The organism is Lysobacter sp. Soil_C_15, from assembly GCF_057657315.1.
On the sequence record NZ_JBDGIR010000011.1, the window covers coordinates 92,047 to 114,880 of the forward strand.

Sequence of the window (22,834 nt, forward strand, 5' to 3'; positions counted from 1 at the left end):
GCCCCGCCGAAGCGGGGCGTTTTCGCGTCCGGAAACCGGCGCCGGTCAGCGCTGGCCGACGCCGACGTAGTCGCGGGTGGCGTGGCCGGTGTAGATCTGGCGCGGACGGCCGATCTTGTTCTCGGGATCGTTCTGCTGCTCCAGCCAGTGCGAGACCCAGCCGGCGGTGCGGGCGATGGCGAACATCACGGTGAACATCTCCACCGGGATGCCGAGCGCCTTGTAGATGATGCCCGAGTAGAAGTCGACGTTCGGGTAGAGCTTGCGCTGGACGAAGTACTCGTCCTGCAGCGCCGCCTCTTCCAGCTTCATCGCCACTTCCAGCAGCGGATCGTTGACGCCCAGCGCGCCGAGCACGTCGTGGGTCATCTTGCGCACCAGCGCGGCGCGCGGGTCGTAGTTCTTGTAGACGCGGTGGCCGAAGCCCATCAGGCGGAAGCCCGATTCCTTGTCCTTGGCCTTGTCGACCGCCGACTTGACGTTCTCCGGGCGGCCGATCTCTTCCAGCATCTTCAGCACCGCCTCGTTGGCGCCGCCGTGGGCCGGTCCCCACAGCGCGGCGACGCCGGCGGCGACGCTGACGTAGGGGTTGGCGCCGGTCGAGCCGACCAGGCGCACGGTCGAGGTCGAGGCGTTCTGCTCGTGGTCGGCGTGGAGGATGAACAACAGGTCCATCGCCTTGGCCGCAACCGGGTTCAGTTCCAGCGGCTCGCTCGGCACCTCGAACAGCATGTGCAGGAAGCGCGTGGTGTAGTCCAGGCTGTTCTTCGGGTAGCGGATCGGCCAGCCGATCGAATAGCGGTGGCAGGCGGCGGCGATCGTCGGCACCTTGGCGATCAGACGGATCGCGGCCAGGCGGCGCTGTTCCGGATCTTCCAGGTCGAGATCGTTGTGGTAGAAGCTCGCCATCGAGCCGAGCATGCCGACCAGCATCGCCATCGGATGGGCGTCGTGGCGGAAGCCGTAGAGGAAGGTGCGGAAGGCCTCGTGCATCATCGTGTGATGCGTGACCTCGTGCTCGAACTTGGCGAACTCGCCGGCGTTCGGCAGTTCGCCGTTCATCAGCAGATAGGCGACTTCGAGGAAGTTCGACTTCTCGGCGAGCTGCTCGATCGGGTAGCCGCGGTACAGCAGGACGCCCTGGTCGCCGTCGATGTAGGTGATCGCGGACTTGCAGCTGGCGGTGGCGGTGAAACCCGGGTCGTAGGTGAACATCCCGGTTTCTTTCGGCAGCTTGGCGATATCGACGCAGGGAGCGCCGAGCACCGGATGCTGCACCGGCAGGACCACGTTCTTGTCGCCGGCGGTCAGGGTGACCTGATCAAGGCCGGCTTTTTTGGAATCATCGGACACGAAACACTCCTCGGTCTGCTGCCGCAGGGAGGGCCGCGGCAGGAGGGCAACAGGGGTCACAATCGGATTGCGATGGCTGAATTATCGCACAACGATTCCAGAGCCCAAGCTCGGACTTTGGTCGGGACGGCGCCTGCGGCGGCACGGTGCGTTGCCGGCGCGGCGCGGGAAGCCCCGCCGGCGCGGGCTCGCGGCCCGCGCCGCGGACGCCGGCTTGCGGGTCCTGGCGAAAGCGCTGGCAGCAGCGGGCCGCTGGCGGGCGCCGCGCCAGCCCGCACACCGCAGGACTCGCGGCGCGCGCCCCAGCCGAAACCCGCCACCGCCGACGGCGCGCATGGGACGCCTCGGCGCGCGCCCTTGCGGCGCGCAAACGCAAACGGCCGCCCTTGCGGGCAGCCGTTGGACGTACAGCGATGCGACGCGGAATTACTTCTGCGCGTAACGCTTGCGGAACTTGTCGACGCGACCGCTGGTGTCGACGATCTTGTGCTTGCCCGTGTAGAACGGATGCGAGGCCGACGAGATATCGACCTTGATCAGCGGGTACTCGGCGCCGTCGACCTTGATCGTTTCCTTGCTCGACAGGGTCGAACGGGTCAGGATCTGGAAATCGGTGGTGACGTCCTGGAACACGACGTCGCGGTACTCGGGATGGATGCCTGCCTTCATGGCACTCAACCTTAAGGTGTGCGGGAAAGTCGCGCAGTATAGCCAGCTATCCGCGGGTTACGCAAGCCTGGAAAGCAACGAATCTCATCGCATGGGGCGCTGAGAGCGTCCCGCCCGGTCCGCCGCCCTGGCGGCGACGGGAAAACCCCGCCAACGGCGCCCTTGCCACTCAAAAGCGGCGTTTGCGGCGACACAGGCCGATGAGCTGCGCTTTGCGGCGGGGCGCCCTCACCCCGCCCCGCCGCTGGTTGGCCGGCTGGCGCGGGACAGGCCGGTTGCCGACCGCCTATGCGCAGGACGCGCTCGCTTCGGCTACCAGCGAGGTTGCCGACCTTCTGCGCGGAGGCCCCTCTTCGGACCCTCACGCCGGTTGCCGACCACCTACGCGGGGGACGCGGTCGCTTCGGCTACCGGCGCGGGTCGCCGACCTTCTACGCGGGGGACCTGCTTCGGCCACGGGCGCCGGTTGCCGACTGCCTACGCGGGGCATACGGTCGCTTCGGCCACCGGCGCAGGTTGCCGACCTTCTACGCGAGGGACGCGCTTCGGCCGCTGGCGCCGGCTGCCGACCGCCTACGCGGGGGACGCGGATAGGGCTGCCTGGAGCAGGGATTCGAAGCGCTGTTGATCGTATTTCATCAGGATCGTCACCTTGTCCGGACGTCCCTCCTGGCGACGCCAGTCGACCACGGTCGCGCCGCGGCTGTGGGTGCCCTCCAGCTCGATCGACACCGGCCGCGCCTGCAGGTCGAGCGCGCCTTCGGGTTCGAGCGCGAACGCCATCGCCAGCGCATCGGCGGCGTGCCAATGATCGCCGCGGCGGTCGATCGACCACATCCGGGTCTTCTCGGAAATGCGCTCGTAGAACTGGCCGCGCACGGAATCGGTCTTGAACCACTCCAGCACGCGATCGTGGTGCAGGCCGTGGGCGATCACCGCTTCCCAGTCCGCCAGGTCGATGCGCTCGAACGCTTCGAACACGATGTGCGCGGCTTCCGGGTCGAAGTAGATGTTGAATTCGGCGGCCGGGGTGATGTTGCCCTGGCAGGTCACCGCGCCGCCCATCACCACCAGGCGCGCGATGCGTTGCGGCAAGGTCGGGTCGAGCTTGAGCGCGAGAGCGACATTGGTCAGCGGGCCCAGCGCGACCAGCAACAGCTTGCCGGCGTGCTGGTGCGACAGGCGGATGATCGCCAGCGCGGCGTGCTCGGCCTCGGCCTGGCGCTGCGCGGGCTCGTAGCCGACGTCGCCGAAACCGTCCTGGCCGTGCACGTAGCCGGCGTCCGGCGAGGGATGCAGCAGCGGCGCGTCGGCGCCGGCGAACACCGGCACCTCGACCCCGGCGACTTCGCACAGCTTCAGCGCGTTGGCCACGGTGTGCTTGAGGCCGACGTTGCCGGCGGCGATGGTCAACCCGACCAGTTGGTGGCGCGGGTCGTTGAACGCCATCAACAACGCCAGCGCATCGTCCACGCCGGGGTCGGTATCGATAAGCAGGGGAATGCGATCGGTCATGTAACCACTCTTTCGACAGGATCGGCCGATTCGGCCGGGATGGCGTGCAGTGCGCCTTCGTAGCGCAGCAGTTCGCCGAAGGGAAACCAGGAGAACGCGACAGCGAAGCGATAGCGCTCGCCGTCGGGATGGGATTCGATGCGCTTGTAGGCTTGAGTGCGCGGAAACGCGGAACGCGGCAGCGGCACGCCGGCTACGGCGACGCCGAGCACGCGCCAGCGCCAGCCGCCGCCTTCCAGATCGACGCCCAGCTTGATTCGCGCCGGACCGGTGGATTCGAGCCAATGCCCCTGCGGATAGCGCCCGACCGGACGGAACACCGACAGCAGTTCGCCGCCGTCGTCGAAACGGCGGCGCCAGCGCATGGCGTCTTGGCTGTGGGAAATGTCGACCCGAAACCCACGCAGCGCGCGGTCGGTGGGAATGCCCAGGCGCGCGGCGAGGCGGCGACCGATCAGGCCGGCCAGGCCGCGACCGGTGGAAATCCCGATCTGCCCGTTCAGCGCACCGCCGCTGCGGTGCAAAGCTTGCAGGCGCGGGTGCAGCCGCTCGAAGGCCGGGCCGAACCAGTGCATCGCCGCGTTGTGAGGGGCTCCCGGCATCCGGGTGAGGCGCTCCAGCGGGCGGGACACTATAGCCAAATCCCACGGCCGAAATGCAAGCCCTCTTGGCGCTGTTCGGGGACCGTCGTGCCCGGGCTGACCGGGCACGAGGGTTTCGGCTGGCGCCGGGCTTCCCGGCCAGGCGCTTCAGGCACCGGGAGCGCGCCCGCCGCGCTTACAAGGCCCCGCACCGGCGCCCGGGCGAGAGCGCCGTCGCGCACGGCGGCGACGCCCGTCCGGCAACCGGCACCGGCGAAACGCCGCCGCGCCAGCCTGCCGACGCGGTCGCGGCGCCGGGCAGGCGGGCGAGGATGTCGCTCATTTCCCAGGCCGCTCCCTCCTGGAACCAGAACTGGTCCACCGCGCGCGGCCACTGCCAGGGATCGTCGGCGGGCGGGAAGAAAGCCTCCAGGGTGACGGTCTCCGCGCTGGCCAGGCGCACGACCAGATCCAGGCCGTCGCGTTCGAGCTGCACCTGGTCCGGATGAACGCCGGGCTTCAGCACCAGGATGGTGAGGAACTGGCCCTCGACGTCGCTCTGGTGGATGCGGTCGTGGCCGTCGCCCAGGCCGAACACGTAGGCGTCGTTGCCCAGTTCGCCGTGCAAGGCGTCGTCGCCGCTGCCGCCGGCGAGGATGTCGTCGCCGTCGCCGGCGTACAGCGTGTCGTTGCCGCCCTCGCCCAGCAGCAGGTCGTTGCCGTCCAGGCCGTACAGCGTATCGTCGCCGGCGCCGCCGGTCAGGCTGTCGTCGCCGGAAGTGCCGGTCAGCACCTGCCCCGACAACTGCACGCGCCACAGGCGACCGGCCGGGTAACGCAGCACATCGCGCGTCGCCCGGCCCCATTCCATATCGCCGACCTGGCGGACTTCGCCGGCCACCGCCGGCAACGACGCGAATTCGTGCTGCGGCACATCGAACAAAGCGGGCATAGGACGCTCCTGTCGTGAATGCGCGGGACTCCCTCCGCGCTCGGTGCGGCCGTGCGGCGCACGCTCGCGCGATCATTGCAGCAGAGCCATGTCGCACAGACGCAGACGCAGACGCAGACGCAGGCGCAGGCGCAGGCGCAGGCGCAGGCGCAGGCGCAGGCGATGATCGCCTTGGGGGTTCAGGCCGAGGCGTAGCGCGCCGCGCCGCCGACCCAGCGCGCGACGATGCGCTCGGCCAGTTGCGGCGATTGCGCGAGCAGTTTCTCGCCCAGTTCCTGCACCAGCGGCAGCAGGTCGGCGTCGCGGGCCAGATCGGCGACGCGGAATCCGGCCAGGCCGGTCTGGCGGGTGCCGAGCAGTTCGCCGGGGCCGCGCAGTTCCAGGTCCTTCTCGGCGATGACAAAACCGTCGTGGGTCTGACGCATGGTCTCCAGGCGTTGCCGCGCCAGCCCCGACAGCGGCGAGCGATACAGCAGCACGCAGGTCGAGGCGGCGCTGCCGCGGCCGACCCGCCCGCGCAGCTGATGCAACTGGGCCAGGCCCAGGCGCTCGGCGTTCTCGACGATCATCAGCGAGGCATTGGGCACGTCGACCCCGACTTCGATCACCGTGGTCGCCACCAGCAGGTCCAGCGCGCCGTCCTTGAAGGCCTGCATCACCGCCTGCTTCTCCTTGGCCTTCATCCGCCCGTGCACCAGGCCCACGCGCAAAGGCGCGAGCTGGCGCGACAGTTCCTCGAACGTGGATTGCGCGGCCTGGGCCACGACCTCGTCGGACTCGTCGATCAGGGTGCAGACCCAGTAGGCCTGGCGGCCTTCGGCGCAGGCGGTGCGGATGCGCTGGACCAGTTCGGGCCGGCGCTCTTCGCTCAGCGCCACGGTCTGCACCGGGGTGCGCCCGGGCGGCAGTTCGTCGATCGCCGACACGTCCAGGTCGGCGTAGGCGGTCATCGCCAGGGTGCGCGGAATGGGCGTGGCGGTCATCACCAACTGGTGCGGCACGATCGCATCGGCGCCGACGCTGCCGCCGGCGCCCTTGTCGCGCAACGCCAGGCGCTGGTGCACGCCGAAGCGATGCTGTTCGTCGACGATCGCCAGGGCCAGATCGCGGAAGGCCACGCCCTCCTGCATCAGCGCATGGGTGCCGACCACCATCTGGGCCTCGCCGGCGGCGACCTGGGCCAGCACCTGCTTGCGCGCGCGGCCGGTGACCTTGCCGGCCAGCCAGGCCACGCGCACGTCCAGCGGCTCCAGCCAGCGACGCAGGTTGTTGAGGTGCTGCTCGGCGAGCAGTTCGGTCGGCGCCATCAGCGCCGCCTGGCGGCCATGCTGCACCGCCAGCATCGCCGCCAACGCGGCGACCACGGTCTTGCCGCTGCCGACGTCGCCCTGCACCAGGCGCAGCATCGGCGAGGGCTTGGCCAGGTCGGCGCGGATTTCGTCGAACACCCGCCGTTGCGCCGCGGTCAACTTGAACGGCAGCGACTTGCGCAAACGTTCGGCCAGCGGCAGTTGCTTCAGCGGCCGCGCGCGGTGCGCCTGCTGGCTGATGCGCTGGCGGCGCAGGCTCAGGTGATGGGCCAGCAGTTCCTCCAGGGCCAGCCGGCGCTGGGCCGGGTGACGGCCTTCGATCAGCGCGGCCACATCGGCGTCGACCGGCGGCCGATGCACGGTCAGCAAGGCCTCGCGCAGGGTCGGCAGCTTCAGGCGCCGACGCAGGTCCTGCGGCAGCAGCTCCAGCTCGGTCTCGTCGGGCAAGCGGTCCAGGGCATAGCCGATCAGGCGCCGCAAGGTCGCCGGTCCGATGCCCTCGATGGTCGGATAAACCGGATCCAGCCGCTCGCCCAGCGCCACCTCGGCCTCGTCGTCGAGCACGCGGTAACTGGGATGGACGATCTCCAGGCCGTTCTGGCCCGGCTTGGGCGTGCCGTACAGCCGCACCCGCGCGCCGATCCGGAACTGCGCCACCTGCGCGGCGCGGAAATGGAAGAAGCGCAGCACCAGGGAAGAACGCGAACCGTCGTCGATCGCCACCCGCAGCATCGGCCGATAGCGGAACCCGCGCTCGACCGCCTCGACCCGGCCCTCGACCTGCGCCGCGACGCCGGGCTGGAGCAATCGGATCGGGGTGATCTGGGTCCGGTCCTCGTATTGCCGCGGCAGCTGCAGCCAGAAATCCTGCAGCGTAGTCAGCCCGCGCGCGGCGAGCTTTTCGGCCACGCGCGGCCCGACCCCGGGCAGGCGCGGCAACGGCTGGCTGTGGAGATCGACGGACGGTCCGTCCTTGCGGGCAGGCATGCCCCTAAGGATAAGGGAATGAGGGCGGGACTCGGGACTCGGGACTCGGGACTCGAAGAGCATTGGCGCGCTGGACGCGATTGTCCAGCGCGGCCTCCGGATGTGCGACATCCGCTTTTGCCCAGTCCCCAGTCCCGAGCCACGAGTCCCGCTCGATCCAATCTCAATAACGCGCCACGAACTCCACCCCATAGCTGCGCGGCTCGCTGACGCGCGCGCCGACGGTGCCGAGCACGCTCTTGCCGTAGGTGCCCAGCGCATTGACGTACTGGTGGTCGAACACATTGTTCGCGTACGCGGCCAAGCCCCAGCGGCCCTGCGGCGAGGTCCAGGCCAGACGCAGGTCGGTGCGGTTCTGCGCTTCGCCCAGGTCCAGGGCCGGGCTCACTCCGCAGCGGTTCTGCGAACGCGACTCGTCGCTGCAGCGGACCTTGCCGCGGTAGGCATGGCGCAACGACGCGCGCAGGTCGCCGCGGCCGCCGAGGTCCCAGCGGTAGTGCGCGCCGCCGGCGAAGGACCAGTACGGCAGGCCGGTCGGGTCGCCGCTGGTGTCGATGCCGTCGGCGGTGACGTAGTTCTTGTAGGTCGAGTCGATGAAGCCGGCGTTGAAGTCCAGGCCGAACGCGTCGCTGACCTGCCAGCGCAGGTCGAAGTCCAGGCCGTAGGCTTCCAGGTCGGAGGTATCGATGACGAAGCGCGGAATGTCGGTGCTGTTGTCCAGCCGTATCGCCTGGCGGTTGTCGTAGACGTAGTAGTAGACCGAGGCGTTGAGCTGCAGGCGCTGGTCCGGGAAGGCCTGCTTGATGCCGGTCTCGAAGTTCCAGACGTCCTCGTTCTCGAAGCTGCTGCCGATCTGCAGCGAGTTGAAGCCGCCGGCCTTGTAGCCCTTGGCCAGCGAGGCGAACACCATGGTGTCGTCGCTGAAGTGGTAGTCGACGACGAAGCGCGGGCTGAAATCGGTCCAACTGTCGGAGGTGCGGCGCAACACGCCCTTGTTCATCAGCGCCGGCGGGTCGATGAAGGCCACGTCGAAGACGAAAAACTCGCGCGGGATCCCGGCCAGGTCGAAGAAGCCCAGCGCGTCGAGCTGATCCAGCGCCGCGTCCAGCTCCGGCGCCGAGCGCGGCGTGTTGAGCCAGCTGAATTTCTTCTCGTCGCGGGTGTAGCGCAGGCCGAAGGTCAGGTTGAGCTTGTCGGTGGCGTGCCAGATCACGTCGCCGAACACCGCGTAGGCGCGGGTGTCCAGGGTGTTGTTGAACTTCTCGTTCCAGCGGTGGCCGAGCAGGCTGATCGGAATGCCGAGCGCGCCGAGTTGCTGGTCGACGTAGCCGAACAGATAGCCGGTCGGGGTCGGCGCCAGGCCGAGGTTGTGGACGATGCTGTCGACCGAGTCGGTCATCGCATTGACCTCGCTGGTCTGGCGCGCGCGCTCGTCGAAATAGCTGGCGCCGGCGACCCAGTCGAGCTTATCGCTGCTGCCGGCGAACTTGAACTCCTGGTAGAAGCTGCGGTTGCTCTCGGTATTGGTCGAATCGACGTACAGGTAACGGCGGTTGGTGCCGTCCTCCTCGACCCGGTTGAGCGAATCGTAATCGCGCCAGGAGGTGGTCGAGGTGAAGCTGCCCCAGTCGGTGCCGTGGTCGACGATCAGGGTCACGCCGTCGAAGCGCCGCGACTCTTCGTTGCCCTCGGCGTCGCTGTAGGTCGGCACCTTGCGCGGGTCCAGATAGGCCGATTCGTCGACCGGCAGCGGCGGCAGTCCCGGCGCCGGCGGCAAGGCGACGATGCCGGTGGTGGCCTGGCCGAGCTGGTCCAGATTCTCGTGGTCCCAGCTCAGCAGCACCGAAGTGCGCTCGCCGAAGCGGGTCTTGAATGCGGCCCGCGTGGCCCAGTTGTTCTCCGGGTTCAGGTCGCGCCCGGTCTGCGCGTCCTGGATCCAGCCGTCGGCGTGATTGATCAGCGCATTGAAGCGGAACGCCGAGTTGTCGCTGACCGGCAGGTTGAGCATGCCGTCGACGTATTGCTTGCCGTGGTTGCCGATGCGCAGCTTAGCCGCGACTTCGGTCGCCGCCGTGCTCGGCTTGCGGGTGATGATGGAGATCGCGCCGGCGGCGGTGTTGCGGCCAAACAAGGTGCCTTGCGGCCCCTTCAGCACCTCGATCCGTTCCACGTCGGTGAACGGCAGCAGTACGCCGCCGCCGCGGCCGGCATAGACGCCGTCGACGTAGACGCCGACCGCCGGATCGGTGCCGATGCCGAAGTCGTCGGTGCTGATGCCGCGCAACTGGAACCCGGGCTGGGTCGGCTGCTGGCTGTCGACCACCAGCCCGGGCACGAAGCTGTCCAGGTCGCCCAGGTCCTGGGCGGCGATGTCGTCGATCAGCTGGTCGGTGACCACCTGCAACGCGATCGGCACGTCCTGCAGTTCCTGCTCGCGGCTCTGCGCGGTGACGGTGATCTTGTCCAGTTCCTTGGGCTGGTCCGGCGCTTGCGCCGCAGCGGGCAGGAAGGCGCCGCCGCACAACGCGGCGATGGCGGTGCCGGTCGCGACGACCAGGCGGTGTTTGCGCAACGACATCGAAAGCTCCCCTCTCGTTCGTTCCAGAATCGAACGCGCGCGTTCGGCGCGTTCCCCAACCGCCGGGCGCCTAGCCGCAGCTCCCCTGCTGCGCGGCGATCCAATCGCGGATCAGTTGTACGCCCTCGACGTGCGTCACGCTGCGACCGAGTTCCGGCATCATCACCGCCGGATCGTCGCTGAGCATGCGATAGACCAAGATCGATTCCTCCGGCTTGCCCGGCACCAGGCCGTAGCGGCGGTCGCCGGTGCCCTTGCCGGCGGCGATCGGCAGCTTGCAGCGGCCCAGCCGCAAGGGCTCGCGGGTGGCCGCGTCCAGCCACAGGCCGGAGGTGTTGCCCGGCCCTTGGGGGCTGTGGCAATGGCCGCAATTGACGTCCAGATAGGCCCGCGCCCGGGCGTCCAGATCCGCGCGCGGATCGCGCCAGCGGGCGGCGCGCGGCGCGGCCTGCGGCGCCGGCGCGCCGCGCAGATAGCCGGCCCGGGTCCAGCGCGCGATCTGGTTGGCCAGGCCGTCGTCGTAGGCGAAATCGCGATTGAGATGGCGCGCCTTCGGCCCGATCGGCTGCAGCGCCTTGATCTTCATGTCGGTGCCGTGGCAACCGGCGCACTGGTTCTGGTCCGGCACCTGGTACTCCAGGTCCTGGCTACGGCCATCGGCGCCGAGCAGGCGCAGCGGCACCAGTTCGCCGCCGCGCATCAGCCGGGCCTGGGTCTGCTGCTCGTTCCAGACATAGGGCAGGGCCACCCAGCCCTCGCGGCGACGCACCAGCAGGCGGGTCTCGATCAGCCGCACTTGGCTCAGCTCCAGCCCGCCGCCGCGCAGTGCCGGCCCGCCGTCGACGCTGCGCAGCACCGCATCGCCCTCGCCGCGCGGGTAGTAGAATGTCTTGCTGAGCACGGTGCCGACCGGGAAATCGAAGGCGCGCTCGGGGTCGTAGGCCGCGGCCTGCCCCTGCGGCATCCACACCGTGCGCAGCTTGTGCGCGTAGTCGGAGAACAGCGGCGTGTTGAGGTCGTAGGCCAGCACGCCCTGGTTGAGGCGCAGGCGCCCGTCGGCGACCCGCAGCAGGTTCCATTCGGCCAGGTCCGCCGGCTGGCCTTCGGCGAAGAAGCGCACCGGCGGCGGCGCGGCCTCGCGCGCGCACGCCGCCAGGCACAGCGACAGCAACAATCCGATCCAACCGCGGCCGATCGCGTTCGTTCGCATGGATCAGCCGCGCTTGAGGTCGATGGCCGGCAACTTGGGCAGGCTGCAGTCGTAGCGCTTGGTGTCCTGGCTCGGGTTCTTGTAGCCGCCGGGGCCGTCGGCGTCGATCACCCCGGACACGTCGCGGATGCAGATCTGCGGCCCGCCGGCGAGCTTGGCGTTGGCGTAGCCGTCCCACAGCACGTCGGGCAGGCGGCCGCGCAAGCCGTAGATCGCGGTCTTCAGCGCCTTCAGGTCGAGTCCGTCGGGCGAGTCGCCGCCGCCGGACAGGCGGTTGCCGTAGATCGCGATGCGCTCGGGGTAGGGATCGAAATCCTTCGAGGCCTTGTCGTCCTTGTAGCCGGTCGAATAGACGCTGGAGACGATGATGTTGGTGGTGGCGTTGTCGCGGATCTCGTTGTCGAAGATCTCGACGTCGTCGTTGGAGTTGACCACGATGCCGCTGCCGGCCGGCACGCTGGCCACCGGCGTGCCCTTGGCGCCAAAGTTGGCGGTGTTGTTCTGGTAGACCTTGTTCTGGAACACCCGGATCGCGCCGCCCTGCTGCGACAGCGCCGGCATGTTGAACACCAGGATGCCGCCGGTGTTGTTGGTGGCGACGTTGCCGTAGACGTCGGCGTTGACGGTGTTTTCGATCTCGATCCCGGCGACGTTGAACTCGGCGCGGCTGTTGCGCACGATCACGTCGCGCGACTGGCCGACGTAGATGCCCGCGTCGGAGGCGCCGATCGCCACCGAATTCTCGATCAGCACGTTGCGGGTCTTGACCGGGTACAGGCCGTAGGCGCCGTTCTTGGTGCTGGGGCCGCCGGTCCATTCCACCCTCACGTTGCGGATGGTGATGTGCTCGCCTTCGTTGACCTTGAGCCCGTCGCCCTTGCTGTCCTCGATGGCGATGTTCTCCAGCACGAAGCGGCTGGCGTTGACCAGCAGCCCCTCGGCGCCGGCTTTCTGGCCCTTGAAGCTCAGCACCGACTTGTCCGGGCCGGCGCCGCGGATGGTGACCCCGTCCACGCGCAGGGTCAGGCTGCGGTCGAAGCTGTGCCGGCCCGGCGGGACCTCGATCACCTCGCCCGGCTTGGCGTCGAGCAGGCGGGTACGGAAGGCCTCGGCGAAGGCGGCGTCGCCGGCGGCGACCTGCGGGCTGGGCGTGTGCTGGGCTTGTTCGGGGCCGCAGGCGGCCACGGCGGCGGCGAGGACGGCGACGGCGACAGCGCGGATCGGCGGGCTCATGGGTCTCTCCGGTTTGGCTTGCGGTGCGCGGATGCGGCGCGGTTCGCGTCGCGGCGTGCCCCCGCACGGCTAAGCCAGGAGTCTGGGTCGGCGCCGTGAGCGCGCGTGAGGGCGAATGCGGCACACTAGGGGGGCAATCGCGGTCAACCGTGCGGCCAGGAGCGTGGGGAGATGCGCCAGCCATCCGATCGGGACCAAACCCAGGACGACGTCGCGATGATGTCGCCCAACCTGCTGTGGGGTCTGCTGGAAGCGGCGGACCGGCTGCGCGCGCCCAGCGACGACTGGTTCGCCGGCACCGGGCTCAGCCGCGCCCAGGTCAGCGACCCCGGCGTGCGCCTGCCCGACCGGCCGACCGCGGTGGTGATCGAGCGCGCGCTGCGGGTGCTGCCGGCAAGCATCGGCCTGGACATCGGCCACGCCCAGCACATCGGCAACTTCGGCCTGCTCGGCCTGGCCATGACCACCGCGCCGACCTTCGGCGACGCGCTGCAGATCGGCCTGCGCTTCACCCCGGTGGTCGGCAGCCTGATGCGCTTCGTCGAAAGCGTGTCCGAACCGGGCACCCTGGCCCTGGCCGGGCGCATGACCCTGAGCTATCCGGCGATCCACCGCTTCGTCTGCGAGGAGTTCTTCAGCAGCTGCCTGGCCTTGGCGCGCGGCCTGGTCGGCGAGCGGTTGCGGCCGCTGCGGGTGGAGTTCAGCTACCCCGCCCCGGCCTATGAGGCGCGCTACCGCGAAGTGTTCGACTGCCCGCTGGCGTTCGCCCAGCCGCAGGACCGGCTGGTGCTGGACGCGCACTGGCTGGCGGCGCCGCTGCCGACCCATAACCCGATCGCCTCGCGCCAGGTGCTGGCGCTGTGCGAGGCGCAGATGCCGCAGGGCCCGCTGCCGGGCGAAGTCACCGCCGCGGTCGAGCGCCTGCTGCGCGCGCAACTGGCCCAGGACCCGAAGCTGGCCGGAATCGCCGCGCAATTGCATGTCAGCGAACGCACCCTGCGCCGCCAGCTCACCGGCGAGGGCACCAGCTTCCACGAAATCCACGACCGCCTGCGCATCGACCGCGCCTACGCCCTGCTGCGCGAACGCCAGCCGACCATCGCCGCGGTCGGGGCCGCGGTCGGCTACAAGGACCCGCGCGATTTCCGCCGCGCCTTCAAGCGCCTGACCGGGGAGACGCCGCGCGCGTTGCGCGAGCGGTTTCTGTCTGAGCGGGGATGAGGGGACTCGGGACTGCGGGACTGCGGGACTGCGGGAGCATAGAAGCACGACGGCCGCAGGTGCGGCCGTCGTTGGGTTTGACGCTGCGGCTCAGCGCAGGACCAGGATCGCGTCGACTTCGAACGCGACGCCGCGCGGCAGGGCCGAGACTTCGACCGTCGAGCGCGCCGGGTACGGCGGGTTGAAGTACTCGCCCATCACCGAATTGACCTTGCCGAACGCGCCCAGGTCGGTAAGGTAGAGGCCGAGCCGGACCACCTCGGCGAGCGAGCCGCCGGCGGCTTCGCACACCGCCTTGAGGTTCTGGAACGCACGGTGCGCCTGCGCTTCGATGTCGCCCTCGATGACCAGGCCGCTGGCCGGGTCGAGCGGAATCTGGCCGGACAGATACACCGTGTCGCCGACGCGCACGGCCTGGGAATACGGGCCGATCGCGGCCGGGGCTTGGTCGGTGTGGATGATTTCTCGGGACATGGGTGGGCCAGGTTGGGATAGGTTCGGGGGCTTCGGGAGCTTCGGGACTCGGGACTCGGGACTCGGGACTCGAGGTTCGAGACAGCAATCCTAAAAGCAAAATCGCCCGGACCCCACCTGCTCTTGCGAGTCCCGAGTCCCGAATCCCGAGTCCCGAGTCCCGGCGGCGGCGAAGCCGCCGCTACATCCGCTGCACGCCCAGCACCACGGTCAGGCGCCGGACCCGGCGCATGACGTCGGCGAGGTGGCGGCGGTCGCTGACTTCGATCGCGAATCGCATGATCGCGATGTTGGCGTCGCGCTCCAGGTATTCGACCCGGTCGATGTTGGACTCGGCTTCGGCGATCGCGGCGGCGACCTGGGCCAGCGAGCCGGGGCGGTTGTCGACCTCGATCCGCAGCGCGGCGGAGAAATCGCCGGAAACCTGGCGGTCCCAGCCGATCGCGACCCAGCGGTCGGGCGACTTGCGGTAGTCGGCGACGTTGGGGCAATCCAGGCGGTGCACCACGATCCCCTTGCCGGCGGTGTGGTAGCCCATGATTTCGTCGCCCGGCAGCGGCAGGCAACAATTGGCGAAGCTGATCACCCCGCGCTCGGCGCCGGTGATCAGGATCTTGTCTTCGGGCAGGCGCGGCCGGTCGATCGGACGGCCGCGCGACTTGCCCGGCGCCTCGCGCGCCAGCGCCAGCGCGACCTGGTTGGGCATCCGGTTGCCGAGCGCGATGTCGGCCAACAGCGCCTCCAGGCGCGGGTAGCGGTACTCGCCCAGGTAGCCCTCCAGGCGCAGCGCCGGAATCCGGTCGAGCGAGGTCTCCAGCGCTTCCAGCGCGCGGTCGAGCATGCGATGGCCGAGCTGCACCGCGTCCTCGTGCTCGAGTTGCTTGAGCTGCTGGCGGATCGAGGTGCGGGCCTTGCCGGAGACCACGAACTCCAGCCACTGCGGCTTGGGCGTGGACGACTTGGCGGTGATGATCTCGACCCGCTGGCCGCTGGCCAGCTTGGTGCGCAGCGGCACCAGCTTGCTGTCCACCCGCGCGGCGACCGCTCGGTTGCCCACGTCGGTGTGCACGGCGTAGGCGAAATCCAGCGCGGTCGAATTGCGCGGCAGCGACATGATGTCGCCCTTGGGGGTGAACAGGTAGACCTCGTCCGGGAACAGGTCGACCTTGACGTTCTCCAGGAACTCCAGCGACGAACCGGTCGCGCGCTGCGATTCGACCAGGCTGGCGATCCAGCTGTGCGCGCGCGACTGGGCGCTGTTCGGGCCTTCGCCGCCGTGCTTGTACGACCAGTGCGCGGCGATGCCGCGCTCGGCGATCAGGTCCATGTCCTCGGTGCGGATCTGCACTTCGACCGGCGAGCCGTAGGGGCCGAACAGCACTGTATGCAGCGACTGGTAGCCGTTGGCCTTGGGGATCGCGATGAAGTCGCGGAAGCGCGAATCCAGCGGCTTGTACGCCGAATGCACCACGCCCAGGGCGTGGTAGCAGTCCGGCACGCTGCGCACCACCACCCGGAAGCCGAACACGTCCATCACCTGATTGAAGCTCTTATGCTCGTGATGCATCTTGGTGTAGATGCTCCACGGCGACTTCACCCGGCTGATCAGGCGGTGTTGAAGCTTCTCCTTCGCCAGCCGCTGGGCCAGATGCGCTTCGATCTGCACCAGCGACTCGCGCCGCACCACCGGCTGGGTGCGGATGCGTTTTTCGATCACCGCGTGGCGCCAGGGATGCAGGGCGCGGAAGCCCAGGTCCTGCAGCTCGGCCTTGATCAGGTTCATGCCCAGGCGCTGGGCGATCGGCGCGTAGATCTCCAGGGTCTCGCGGGCGATGCGCTCGCGCGCCTCGGCGCTCTGCGCGCCGAGGGTGCGCATGTTGTGCAGGCGGTCGGCGAGCTTGATCAGGATCACCCGCAGGTCGCGCGCCATCGCCAGCAGCATCTTGCGGAAGCTTTCCGCGGCCGCTTCCTGGCGGTCGCGGAACTGCAGCTTGTCCAGCTTGGTGACGCCGTCGACCAACTCGGCCACGGTCGGGCCGAACTCGGTCGCCAGGCACTCGCGGGTCAGCGGCGTGTCTTCGATGGTGTCGTGCAGGATCGCCGCGACCAGGGTCTCCACGTCCAGGCCCTGCTCGGCCAGGACCTTGGCCACCGCGACCGGATGGGTGATGTAGGGCTCGCCGGACTTGCGCGTCTGCCCGGCGTGCGCGGCGGCGCCGACCGCCCAGGCGCGGCGCAGCAGTTGGCGCTGCGCCTCGGGCAGATAGTGCGCGGCCAGTTCCAGTTCGCGCACGTAGTCCGGCAGCTCCGTGTCTTCGGGAGCGACGGGATAGACGGTAAGCGCGGGCTCGGCAGGAGTCATAACGGAAATTTACGCGCGCTCAGGCGCAGGAAGCAACGCACGGGGCTGTTTCAAAGGTGGCGCCGGTCCGCAGCGGCGCAAGCCGGCAGCGAAATCCGGCGCGAGCGGCGCGCCGCGCGGTTCAGGTAGGCGAACGCCGCGCGCCGGCAAGCGCCCGCGTGGCCGGGCTGAAAACGAAAACGGCCCCGCCGCAGCGGAGCCGTTTCGCGATGCCGGATCGCCCGCGCGGCGCGCGGGCCCGGAAGATCAGTCGTCGCCCTTGGACAGGTCGTCGTCGGCGACCACTTCGGCCGCGGCCCACTCCAGGGCTTCGCGTTCCTTGCGCTCGCGCTCGGCCTTCTCGACCGCGTCGATGTAGTCCGGGTTGACCTGGCGCGCGGCGATCTCGCGCAGCGCCAGCACGGTCGGCTTGTCGTTGGCTTCGCTGTTGTCCAGCTGCGGCTCGACGCCGTTGGCCAGCTGACGGGCGCGCTTGGCGGCCAGCATGACGAGTTCGAAGCGGTTCGGGACCACTTCCAGGCAATCTTCGACGGTGATGCGGGCCATGGGGCTCCTGCGGCCGGTGCGGCCGTCTTGCAAGCGGTTGGGGACCGGGGAGTCTAGACGGAGGCGTCCGGCGAAGCAAGGCTTCCGGCGGCAAGGCTTTATGAATCAATCAGATAGCGCAGCGCCTGCGACCATTATGTCGGCAGAACCGATGAGCAGGAGCAAATCCCCCCTCCCCCCCTTTTTCAAAGGGGGGAAAACGCGGGGGCGTTGCGCCGGGCGCCCTCGGCGGCCCTCGGCGGCCCTGGCGAGTCCCGAGTCCCGAGTCCCGAGTCCCGAGTCCCGAAACCCGAAACCCGAAACCCGAAACCCTAGTCCACCAACAAAGCGGTGATCAGCCGCGAGTGCCGGGCGACCTGCGGCTCGCGGCGCAGGCGGCTGGCGAGGAAGATCGCGCACATCTCGTCGACGGCTGTCTCGAAAACCTCGTTGACGATGACGTAGTCGAACTCGTGGTAGTGCGACATCTCTTCGCGCGCCGCATCCAGGCGCTGGCGGATGGTTTCCTCGCTGTCCTGGCCGCGCGAGCGCATGCGCGACTCCAGCGCCTGGCGCGAGGGCGGCAGGATGAACACGCTGACCGCGTCCGGCACCTTGGCCCGCACCTGGCGCGCGCCCTGCCAGTCGATTTCCAGCAGCACGTCCTTGCCGGCGGCCAGGAACGGCTCCACCGACTGCCGCGCCGAACCCTTCCAGTCGCCGTGCACGCGCGCGTGCTCGAAGAAATCGCCGGCCTCGACCATCGCCTCGAATTCCTGCGCGCTGACGAAGTGGTAGTGCTCGGCGTGGCGCTCGCCCGGACGCGGCTGGCGCGAGGTGAACGAGATCGACAACCGGATGTTCGGGTCGCGCGCGAGCACCGCGTTGACGATGCTGGATTTGCCGGCCCCGGAGGGGGCGGCGACGATGTAGAGGGTTCCGCGCATAGGTCGGTCGGGTCCACTAAAAATGCGGCACAGGAACGAGCGAAGAGGAGCGAGAAAGTGAGCGGAAACGCTCGCTCCTCGCTTCTGCTCAGCTCTTCACTCGATATTTTGGATCTGCTCGCGCACCTGATCGATCAGCACCTTGAGCTCGACCGCGGCAGCGGAGCTGCGGGCGTCGACCGACTTGGAGCCCAGGGTGTTGGCTTCGCGGTTGAATTCCTGCAACAGGAAATCCAGGCGCCGGCCGACCGCTTCGCGCAGCTTGAGCACGCGACGGGCTTCGGCGACATGCGAGTCGAGCCGATCGAGTTCTTCGTCGACGTCGAGCTTCTGCAGCCACAACACCAGTTCCTGCTCCAGGCGGCCGTTGTCGGCCGGCTGGGCCAGGTCGGCCAGGCGGGTTTCCAGCTTGGTGCGCTGGCCGGCGCGGATCGCCGGCATCATCGTGCGCACCTCGCTGGCGATGCGGGCGATGCCGTCGACGCGCTCGCCGATCACCGCGGCGAGCTTGGCGCCCTCGCGTTCGCGCGAGGCGACGAATTCGTCGAGCACGCCGTCGAGCAGGGCCAGGGCCTCGGCCTGCAACGCCGCCGGATCCGCGGCCGGGGCCTGCAGCACGCCGGGGAACTGCAGCAACTCGGTGAATTCGGTGCGCAGCGCCGGGAACCGCGCCGACAGGTCGATCGCCAGTTCGCTGAGCTCGCGCAGCCGGGTCGGGTTGAGCTGCAGCGCGTCGCCGCCTTCCGGCGCGCGCAGGCGCAGGGTCAGGTCGAGCTTGCCGCGGCTCAGGCGCGCGCCGACGCGTTCGCGCAGCGCCGGTTCGAGCACGCGCAGCTCGTCGGCCAGGCGCACGCCCAGCTCGAGGAAGCGGTGATTGACCGAGCGCAGCTCGCAGCCGAGCGTGCCCCAGGGTGTCGCGCGTTCGCCGCTGGCGAAGGCGGTCATGCTGCGAATCATTCGCTGATTCCGAGCCTTACGGGGGGTGAATGGTAAACTCGCCGGCCCTCAAAACGGTAACTTCGTCCCATGACCGGTCCCCTCGCCGCCCCCGTTCCGGCCCCGGCCGCCCCGGTCGTCCGCCCCAGCGGGCGCAGCGCCGGGCAGATGCGCGAGGTCCGGATCGAGCGCGGCTACACCCGCCACGCCGAGGGCTCGGTGCTGGTCAGCTTCGGCCAGACCCGGGTGCTGTGCACCGCCAGCGTCGACAACAAGGTGCCGGCCTTCCTGCGCGGCAAGGGCGAGGGCTGGGTCACCGCCGAGTACGGCATGCTGCCGCGCGCCACCCACACCCGCAGCGACCGCGAGGCCGCGCGCGGCAAGCAGGGCGGCCGGACCCTGGAAATCCAGCGCCTGATCGGCCGCGCCCTGCGCGCCTGCATCGACCGCAAGGCGCTGGGCGAGCGCACCATCACCCTGGACTGCGACGTGCTGCAGGCCGACGGCGGCACCCGCACCGCCGCGATCACCGGCGCCTACGTGGCCCTGGTCGACGCGGTGCGCTGGCTGCAGGCGCGGCGCGAGATCGCCCGCGATCCGATCTTCGGCGCGGTCGCCGCGGTCTCGGTCGGGATCTACCGCGGCTCGCCGGTGCTGGACCTGGACTACGCCGAGGACAGCGACTGCGACACCGACATGAACGTGGTCATGAACGACGGCGGCGGCTTCATCGAGCTGCAGGGCACCGCCGAAGGCCATGCGTTCCGGCGCGAGGAGCTCGACGGCCTGCTCGGCCTGGCCGAAGCCGGCATCGCCGAGTTGATCGCCAAGCAGCGCGAGGCGCTGGCCGGCTGAGTCCGGCGCGACCGCGCGCACACCGAAAGCGCGCACCGGTTGCGGCCAAGTCCGGACCGCAGGCACCGCCGCGCCGGGCTGCCGCCGCGGCGGCCGCGCGCGCACACTGGCCGGCCCTCACCGACGAGCGCCGCGCCCATGCATCGCACCCTAGGCAGCCTGACCCTGGTGGTCGGCGACTACGACCAGGCCATCGCCTACTACACCCAGCGACTGGGCTTCGTCCTGCTCGAGGACACCGACCTGGGCGGCGGCAAGCGCTGGGTCCGGGTCGCGCCCAGCGCGCAGGCCGAAACCGCGCTGCTGCTGGCGCGCGCCGACGGCGACGCGCAGCGCGCCCGGGTCGGCGACCAGACCGGCGGCCGGGTCGGGTTCTTCCTGCACACCGACGACTTCGCCCGCGATCACGCCGCGATGCTCGCCCGCGGCGTGCGCTTCCTGGAATCTCCCCGCGTCGAGACCTACGGCACGGTCGCCGTTTTCGAAGATCTGTACGGTAACCGCTGGGATTTGCTGGAACTGAAGGCATGAGATTAGTGCTGGCCAGCAGCAACGCCGGCAAACTGGCGGAGCTGCGCGACCTGCTCGGCGACACCGGAATCGAACTGGTGGCGCAAACGGATCTGGGGGTCGAAGACATCGAGGAAACCGGCAGCACTTTCGTCGAGAACGCGCTGCTCAAGGCCCGTCATGCCTCGGCGGTCACCGGCCTGCCGGCGCTGGCCGACGACTCGGGCATCTGCGTCGACGCGCTCGGCGGCGCCCCCGGCCTGTACTCGGCCCGCTACGCCGGCCGCCACGGCGACGCCCAGGCCAACATCGACAAGCTGCTCGGCGCCCTGCACGGGGTGCCGGACGAGCAGCGCAGCGCGCATTTCTACGCGGTCATCGTCTTGCTGCGCCATGCCGGCGACCCGCGTCCGATCATCGCCGAAGGGGTCTGGAACGGCCGCATCCTGCACGCCCGCCAGGGCGAGCGCGGCTTCGGCTACCAGCCGGTGTTCTTCGACACCGAATACGCCGTGTCCGCCGGCGAGATCGAGGACGAACTCAAGAACCGGGTCAGCCACCGCGCCCGCGCCCTGGCCGCGCTGCGCGCGCGCCTGCCGGAGCTGCGCGGGTGAACCGCATGGCCCGCACCGCCGCCCCGCACCGGCGCCTGTTCCGCGCCGGCGGCCACACCGTGCTGGCGGTGGCGGTGCTGTACCTGCTGGCGATGCCGATCGCGATCTGGATCCACCACGACGGCCTGAGCAGCGGCAGCCACAGCTTCGGCTCGGACCTGGAATTGGCGCTGTGGGTGCTGGCCGCCCTGGTCGGCCTGGTCGCCCTGGCGGCGATCCAACGGGTCAGCCTGGACGCCGACGGCGGCATCGGCACGATCCGCTACGCCAACATCACCAGCGGCCACCGCAGCCGCGCCTTCGAGCCGGCCGAGGTGGTCTCGATGTCCCTGCACCGGGCCAAGGACGGGCGCCTGCGCCTGACCTCGACCCTGGAACTGCGCCTGGCCCCCTCGCCGCACCGCAACTGGAACACGGTGGCGATCTTCGACGGCGACATGTCCGGCGACGGCCGCGCCGAGCCGCTGGCGACCATCGTCCGCCAGGTCGTGCGGGCCCGCCCCGAGGTGGCCCTGGACGCCAATCTGCGCGCCCTGCTGGCGCCGTATCGCTACGGTACGGCCGCCGACCGGTAAGCTGTCGGCTTCCGTCCGTCATCCGGGCCGGCCCCCGCAGCCGGCCGCCCGCCGTTGAACCAGACTCCAGCCAGTTTCTCCCCCGCCAGCCAGCCCCCGGCCGGCTCGACCCTGAGCACCCCGCCGCTGTCGCTGTACGTGCATCTGCCCTGGTGCGTGCGCAAATGCCCCTACTGCGACTTCAACTCGCACGAGGGCCGCGGCCCGTTGCCGTTCCAGGCCTATGTCGACGCCCTGATCGCCGACCTGGAGCACGACCTGCCGCTGGTCTGGGGCCGGCCGGTGCACAGCGTGTTCTTCGGCGGCGGCACCCCGAGCCTGTTTCCGCCGGAATTCGTCGACCGCTTCCTGCAGGCCGCCGCCGCCCGCCTGCGCCTGGCGCCGGGCTGCGAGATCACCCTGGAGACCAACCCCGGCACCGCCGAACACGGCCGCTTCGAGCTGTACAAGGCCGCGGGGGTCAACCGGCTGAGCTTCGGCATCCAGAGCTTCGACGACGACTGCCTGCGCCGGCTGGGCCGGATCCACGACAGCGACGAGGCCGAGGCCGCGGTCAAGCTGGCCCAGGACGCCGGCTTCGACAATCTCAACCTGGACCTGATGTACGCCCTGCCCGGCCAGACCCTGGCCATGGCCGAGCGCGACCTGGAGCGCGCCTTCGCCCTGCAGCCGGCGCACATCTCGCACTACCAGCTGACCCTGGAGCCCAACACCGTGTTCGCGGCGCGGCCGCCCCAGGGCATTCCGGACGAGGACGGCGCCTGGGACATTCAGGAACACTGCCAGGCCCTGCTGGCCGCGCAGGGCTACGCCCAGTACGAAGTCAGCGCCTACGCCCGCGAGGGCCGGCGCTGCGCGCACAACCTCAATTACTGGCGTTACGGCGACTACCTGGGCATCGGCGCCGGCGCCCACGGCAAGATCACCCTCGGCGCCGAGCAGGCCATCCTGCGGCGCTGGAAGCACAAGCATCCGACCCAGTACCTGGCCGCCGCCGGCAGCGTCGCGGCGATCGGCGGCGACGACCGGATCGGCCCGCAGCGGCGCCCGTTCGAGTACATGCTGAACCTGTTGCGCCTGGTCGAAGGCTTCGCCCTGAGCGACTTCGAGGCCCGCACCGGGCTGTCCCGGGCCGCGATCGCGGCCCAGTTGGCGCAAGCGGCGCACGCCGGCTGGCTGGAATGCGACGGCGAGCGGGTCCGTCCGACCGAACTCGGCCGCCGCTTCACCAACGACGTGGTGGCGTTGTTCTTGGCCGAGTAGCCCAACCGAACGAGCCAACCGAGCCAATTCCGGCGGCCGGCGCCGCGAACGCGCCCGAGGTCGACGCAGCGCAGGTCATGCCGCGCGCAAGCGCCGGTACGCTTCGCCGCCATGGCCGCTGCGCCCCCCGCAAGCCGTTGCTGCGAATGGCCGCCTCCTATCGG

At 69.8% G+C, this 22,834-nt stretch carries 21 protein-coding genes; 7 read left to right on the forward strand and 14 right to left on the reverse strand.

Annotated elements, in window-relative coordinates; genetic code table 11:
- Positions 1-45 precede the first annotated feature (45 nt).
- The 5 genes from AC3A57_RS20680 to AC3A57_RS20700 all read right to left on the reverse strand — a co-directional run bounded on the left by AC3A57_RS20680 (position 46) and on the right by AC3A57_RS20700 (position 5,070).
- Complete coding sequence (locus tag AC3A57_RS20680) at positions 46-1,353, reverse strand: citrate synthase (protein ID WP_487580624.1); 1,308 nt, start codon at positions 1,351-1,353, stop codon at positions 46-48.
- Between the two features lie 426 nt (positions 1,354-1,779).
- Positions 1,780-2,022 (reverse strand): type B 50S ribosomal protein L31, encoded by a 243-nt coding sequence (locus AC3A57_RS20685; RefSeq protein WP_221671421.1) that lies wholly within the window; start codon positions 2,020-2,022, stop codon positions 1,780-1,782.
- Positions 2,023-2,595: 573 nt separating this feature from the next.
- Positions 2,596-3,537: a nucleoside hydrolase gene (locus AC3A57_RS20690; RefSeq protein WP_487580625.1), complete on the reverse strand. Its 942-nt coding sequence runs from the start codon at positions 3,535-3,537 to the stop codon at positions 2,596-2,598.
- On the reverse strand, positions 3,534-4,247 hold the full coding sequence (locus AC3A57_RS20695) for a DUF4166 domain-containing protein (protein WP_487580626.1): 714 nt from the start codon (positions 4,245-4,247) through the stop codon (positions 3,534-3,536). Before AC3A57_RS20695 ends, AC3A57_RS20690 begins: the two co-directional genes overlap by 4 nt.
- A 67-nt stretch (positions 4,248-4,314) precedes the next feature.
- Positions 4,315-5,070, reverse strand: a complete 756-nt coding sequence (locus AC3A57_RS20700; RefSeq protein WP_487580627.1) for a hypothetical protein — start codon at positions 5,068-5,070, stop codon at positions 4,315-4,317.
- 18 nt (positions 5,071-5,088) lie between these two features.
- Here AC3A57_RS20700 and AC3A57_RS20705 point away from each other — a divergent pair, with 18 nt between their 5' ends.
- Complete coding sequence (locus AC3A57_RS20705) at positions 5,089-5,265, forward strand: hypothetical protein (protein WP_487580628.1); 177 nt, start codon at positions 5,089-5,091, stop codon at positions 5,263-5,265.
- Here AC3A57_RS20705 and recG read toward each other — a convergent pair.
- From recG to AC3A57_RS20725, 4 genes are all read right to left on the reverse strand, one after another.
- Positions 5,250-7,367, reverse strand: coding sequence for an ATP-dependent DNA helicase RecG (gene recG, locus AC3A57_RS20710; RefSeq protein WP_487580629.1), 2,118 nt, complete (start codon positions 7,365-7,367; stop codon positions 5,250-5,252). The genes AC3A57_RS20705 and recG overlap by 16 nt on opposite strands.
- Positions 7,368-7,530: 163 nt before the next feature.
- Entirely contained in the window at positions 7,531-9,945 is a 2,415-nt protein-coding gene (locus tag AC3A57_RS20715) for a TonB-dependent receptor (RefSeq protein WP_487580630.1), read from the reverse strand.
- Between the two features lie 70 nt (positions 9,946-10,015).
- Positions 10,016-11,155, reverse strand: coding sequence for an SO2930 family diheme c-type cytochrome (locus AC3A57_RS20720; RefSeq protein ID WP_487580631.1), 1,140 nt, complete (start codon positions 11,153-11,155; stop codon positions 10,016-10,018).
- A gap of 3 nt (positions 11,156-11,158) precedes the next feature.
- The gene (locus tag AC3A57_RS20725; protein ID WP_487580632.1) at positions 11,159-12,388 is read right to left on the reverse strand and encodes a parallel beta-helix domain-containing protein; all 1,230 of its coding nucleotides are present in this window, start codon (positions 12,386-12,388) and stop codon (positions 11,159-11,161) included.
- Positions 12,389-12,559: 171 nt separating this feature from the next.
- On the opposite strand from AC3A57_RS20725, the gene AC3A57_RS20730 reads away from it, so the two are divergent.
- A complete protein-coding gene (locus AC3A57_RS20730; protein WP_487580633.1) occupies positions 12,560-13,609 on the forward strand; it encodes an AraC family transcriptional regulator in 1,050 nt (349 codons plus the stop codon).
- A gap of 90 nt (positions 13,610-13,699) precedes the next feature.
- On the opposite strand, the gene AC3A57_RS20735 is transcribed toward AC3A57_RS20730, so the two are convergent.
- The 5 genes from AC3A57_RS20735 to AC3A57_RS20755 all read right to left on the reverse strand — a co-directional run bounded on the left by AC3A57_RS20735 (position 13,700) and on the right by AC3A57_RS20755 (position 18,874).
- The gene (locus AC3A57_RS20735; protein ID WP_221671412.1) at positions 13,700-14,083 is read right to left on the reverse strand and encodes a RidA family protein; all 384 of its coding nucleotides are present in this window, start codon (positions 14,081-14,083) and stop codon (positions 13,700-13,702) included.
- Between the two features lie 181 nt (positions 14,084-14,264).
- Complete coding sequence (locus tag AC3A57_RS20740; protein WP_221671411.1) at positions 14,265-16,445, reverse strand: RelA/SpoT family protein; 2,181 nt, start codon at positions 16,443-16,445, stop codon at positions 14,265-14,267.
- 246 nt (positions 16,446-16,691) lie between these two features.
- Complete coding sequence (rpoZ, locus tag AC3A57_RS20745; RefSeq protein ID WP_057946389.1) at positions 16,692-16,991, reverse strand: DNA-directed RNA polymerase subunit omega; 300 nt, start codon at positions 16,989-16,991, stop codon at positions 16,692-16,694.
- Between the two features lie 311 nt (positions 16,992-17,302).
- Complete coding sequence (gene gmk, locus AC3A57_RS20750) at positions 17,303-17,917, reverse strand: guanylate kinase (protein ID WP_487580634.1); 615 nt, start codon at positions 17,915-17,917, stop codon at positions 17,303-17,305.
- Positions 17,918-18,013: 96 nt separating this feature from the next.
- Positions 18,014-18,874 carry a YicC/YloC family endoribonuclease gene (locus AC3A57_RS20755; RefSeq protein WP_221671409.1) on the reverse strand — a complete coding sequence of 287 codons (861 nt, stop codon included), beginning with the start codon at positions 18,872-18,874 and terminating at the stop codon, positions 18,014-18,016.
- Positions 18,875-18,943: 69 nt separating this feature from the next.
- On the opposite strand from AC3A57_RS20755, the gene rph reads away from it, so the two are divergent.
- From rph to hemW, 5 genes are all read left to right on the forward strand, one after another.
- Complete coding sequence (gene rph, locus AC3A57_RS20760; protein ID WP_221671408.1) at positions 18,944-19,708, forward strand: ribonuclease PH; 765 nt, start codon at positions 18,944-18,946, stop codon at positions 19,706-19,708.
- Between the two features lie 138 nt (positions 19,709-19,846).
- Complete coding sequence (locus AC3A57_RS20765; RefSeq protein WP_487580635.1) at positions 19,847-20,239, forward strand: VOC family protein; 393 nt, start codon at positions 19,847-19,849, stop codon at positions 20,237-20,239.
- Positions 20,236-20,832, forward strand: a complete 597-nt coding sequence (gene rdgB, locus AC3A57_RS20770; RefSeq protein WP_221671406.1) for an RdgB/HAM1 family non-canonical purine NTP pyrophosphatase — start codon at positions 20,236-20,238, stop codon at positions 20,830-20,832. The genes AC3A57_RS20765 and rdgB overlap by 4 nt, the downstream gene beginning before the upstream one ends.
- Positions 20,833-20,837: 5 nt before the next feature.
- On the forward strand, positions 20,838-21,407 hold the full coding sequence (locus AC3A57_RS20775; RefSeq protein ID WP_487580636.1) for a hypothetical protein: 570 nt from the start codon (positions 20,838-20,840) through the stop codon (positions 21,405-21,407).
- A 54-nt stretch (positions 21,408-21,461) separates the two neighbouring features.
- Complete coding sequence (gene hemW, locus AC3A57_RS20780; RefSeq protein WP_487580637.1) at positions 21,462-22,670, forward strand: radical SAM family heme chaperone HemW; 1,209 nt, start codon at positions 21,462-21,464, stop codon at positions 22,668-22,670.
- Positions 22,671-22,834: the final 164 nt, after the last annotated feature.

What these genes read in the sequence shown, in the direction of transcription:
- AC3A57_RS20715 (WP_487580630.1), bottom strand. Translation starts at nt 9,945, where the DNA reads ATGTCGTTGCGCAAACACCGCCTGGTCGTCGCGACCGGCACCGCCATC.
- AC3A57_RS20735 (WP_221671412.1), bottom strand. Translation starts at nt 14,083, where the DNA reads ATGTCCCGAGAAATCATCCACACCGACCAAGCCCCGGCCGCGATCGGC.
- AC3A57_RS20700 (WP_487580627.1), bottom strand. Translation starts at nt 5,070, where the DNA reads ATGCCCGCTTTGTTCGATGTGCCGCAGCACGAATTCGCGTCGTTGCCG.
- AC3A57_RS20725 (WP_487580632.1), bottom strand. Translation starts at nt 12,388, where the DNA reads ATGAGCCCGCCGATCCGCGCTGTCGCCGTCGCCGTCCTCGCCGCCGCC.
- AC3A57_RS20765 (WP_487580635.1), top strand. Translation starts at nt 19,847, where the DNA reads ATGCATCGCACCCTAGGCAGCCTGACCCTGGTGGTCGGCGACTACGAC.
- AC3A57_RS20775 (WP_487580636.1), top strand. Translation starts at nt 20,838, where the DNA reads ATGGCCCGCACCGCCGCCCCGCACCGGCGCCTGTTCCGCGCCGGCGGC.
- AC3A57_RS20740 (WP_221671411.1), bottom strand. Translation starts at nt 16,445, where the DNA reads ATGACTCCTGCCGAGCCCGCGCTTACCGTCTATCCCGTCGCTCCCGAA.
- AC3A57_RS20705 (WP_487580628.1), top strand. Translation starts at nt 5,089, where the DNA reads ATGCGCGGGACTCCCTCCGCGCTCGGTGCGGCCGTGCGGCGCACGCTC.
- recG (WP_487580629.1), bottom strand. Translation starts at nt 7,367, where the DNA reads ATGCCTGCCCGCAAGGACGGACCGTCCGTCGATCTCCACAGCCAGCCG.
- gmk (WP_487580634.1), bottom strand. Translation starts at nt 17,917, where the DNA reads ATGCGCGGAACCCTCTACATCGTCGCCGCCCCCTCCGGGGCCGGCAAA.
- AC3A57_RS20690 (WP_487580625.1), bottom strand. Translation starts at nt 3,537, where the DNA reads ATGACCGATCGCATTCCCCTGCTTATCGATACCGACCCCGGCGTGGAC.
- AC3A57_RS20730 (WP_487580633.1), top strand. Translation starts at nt 12,560, where the DNA reads ATGCGCCAGCCATCCGATCGGGACCAAACCCAGGACGACGTCGCGATG.
- AC3A57_RS20685 (WP_221671421.1), bottom strand. Translation starts at nt 2,022, where the DNA reads ATGAAGGCAGGCATCCATCCCGAGTACCGCGACGTCGTGTTCCAGGAC.
- rph (WP_221671408.1), top strand. Translation starts at nt 18,944, where the DNA reads ATGACCGGTCCCCTCGCCGCCCCCGTTCCGGCCCCGGCCGCCCCGGTC.
- AC3A57_RS20755 (WP_221671409.1), bottom strand. Translation starts at nt 18,874, where the DNA reads ATGATTCGCAGCATGACCGCCTTCGCCAGCGGCGAACGCGCGACACCC.
- rpoZ (WP_057946389.1), bottom strand. Translation starts at nt 16,991, where the DNA reads ATGGCCCGCATCACCGTCGAAGATTGCCTGGAAGTGGTCCCGAACCGC.
- rdgB (WP_221671406.1), top strand. Translation starts at nt 20,236, where the DNA reads ATGAGATTAGTGCTGGCCAGCAGCAACGCCGGCAAACTGGCGGAGCTG.
- AC3A57_RS20720 (WP_487580631.1), bottom strand. Translation starts at nt 11,155, where the DNA reads ATGCGAACGAACGCGATCGGCCGCGGTTGGATCGGATTGTTGCTGTCG.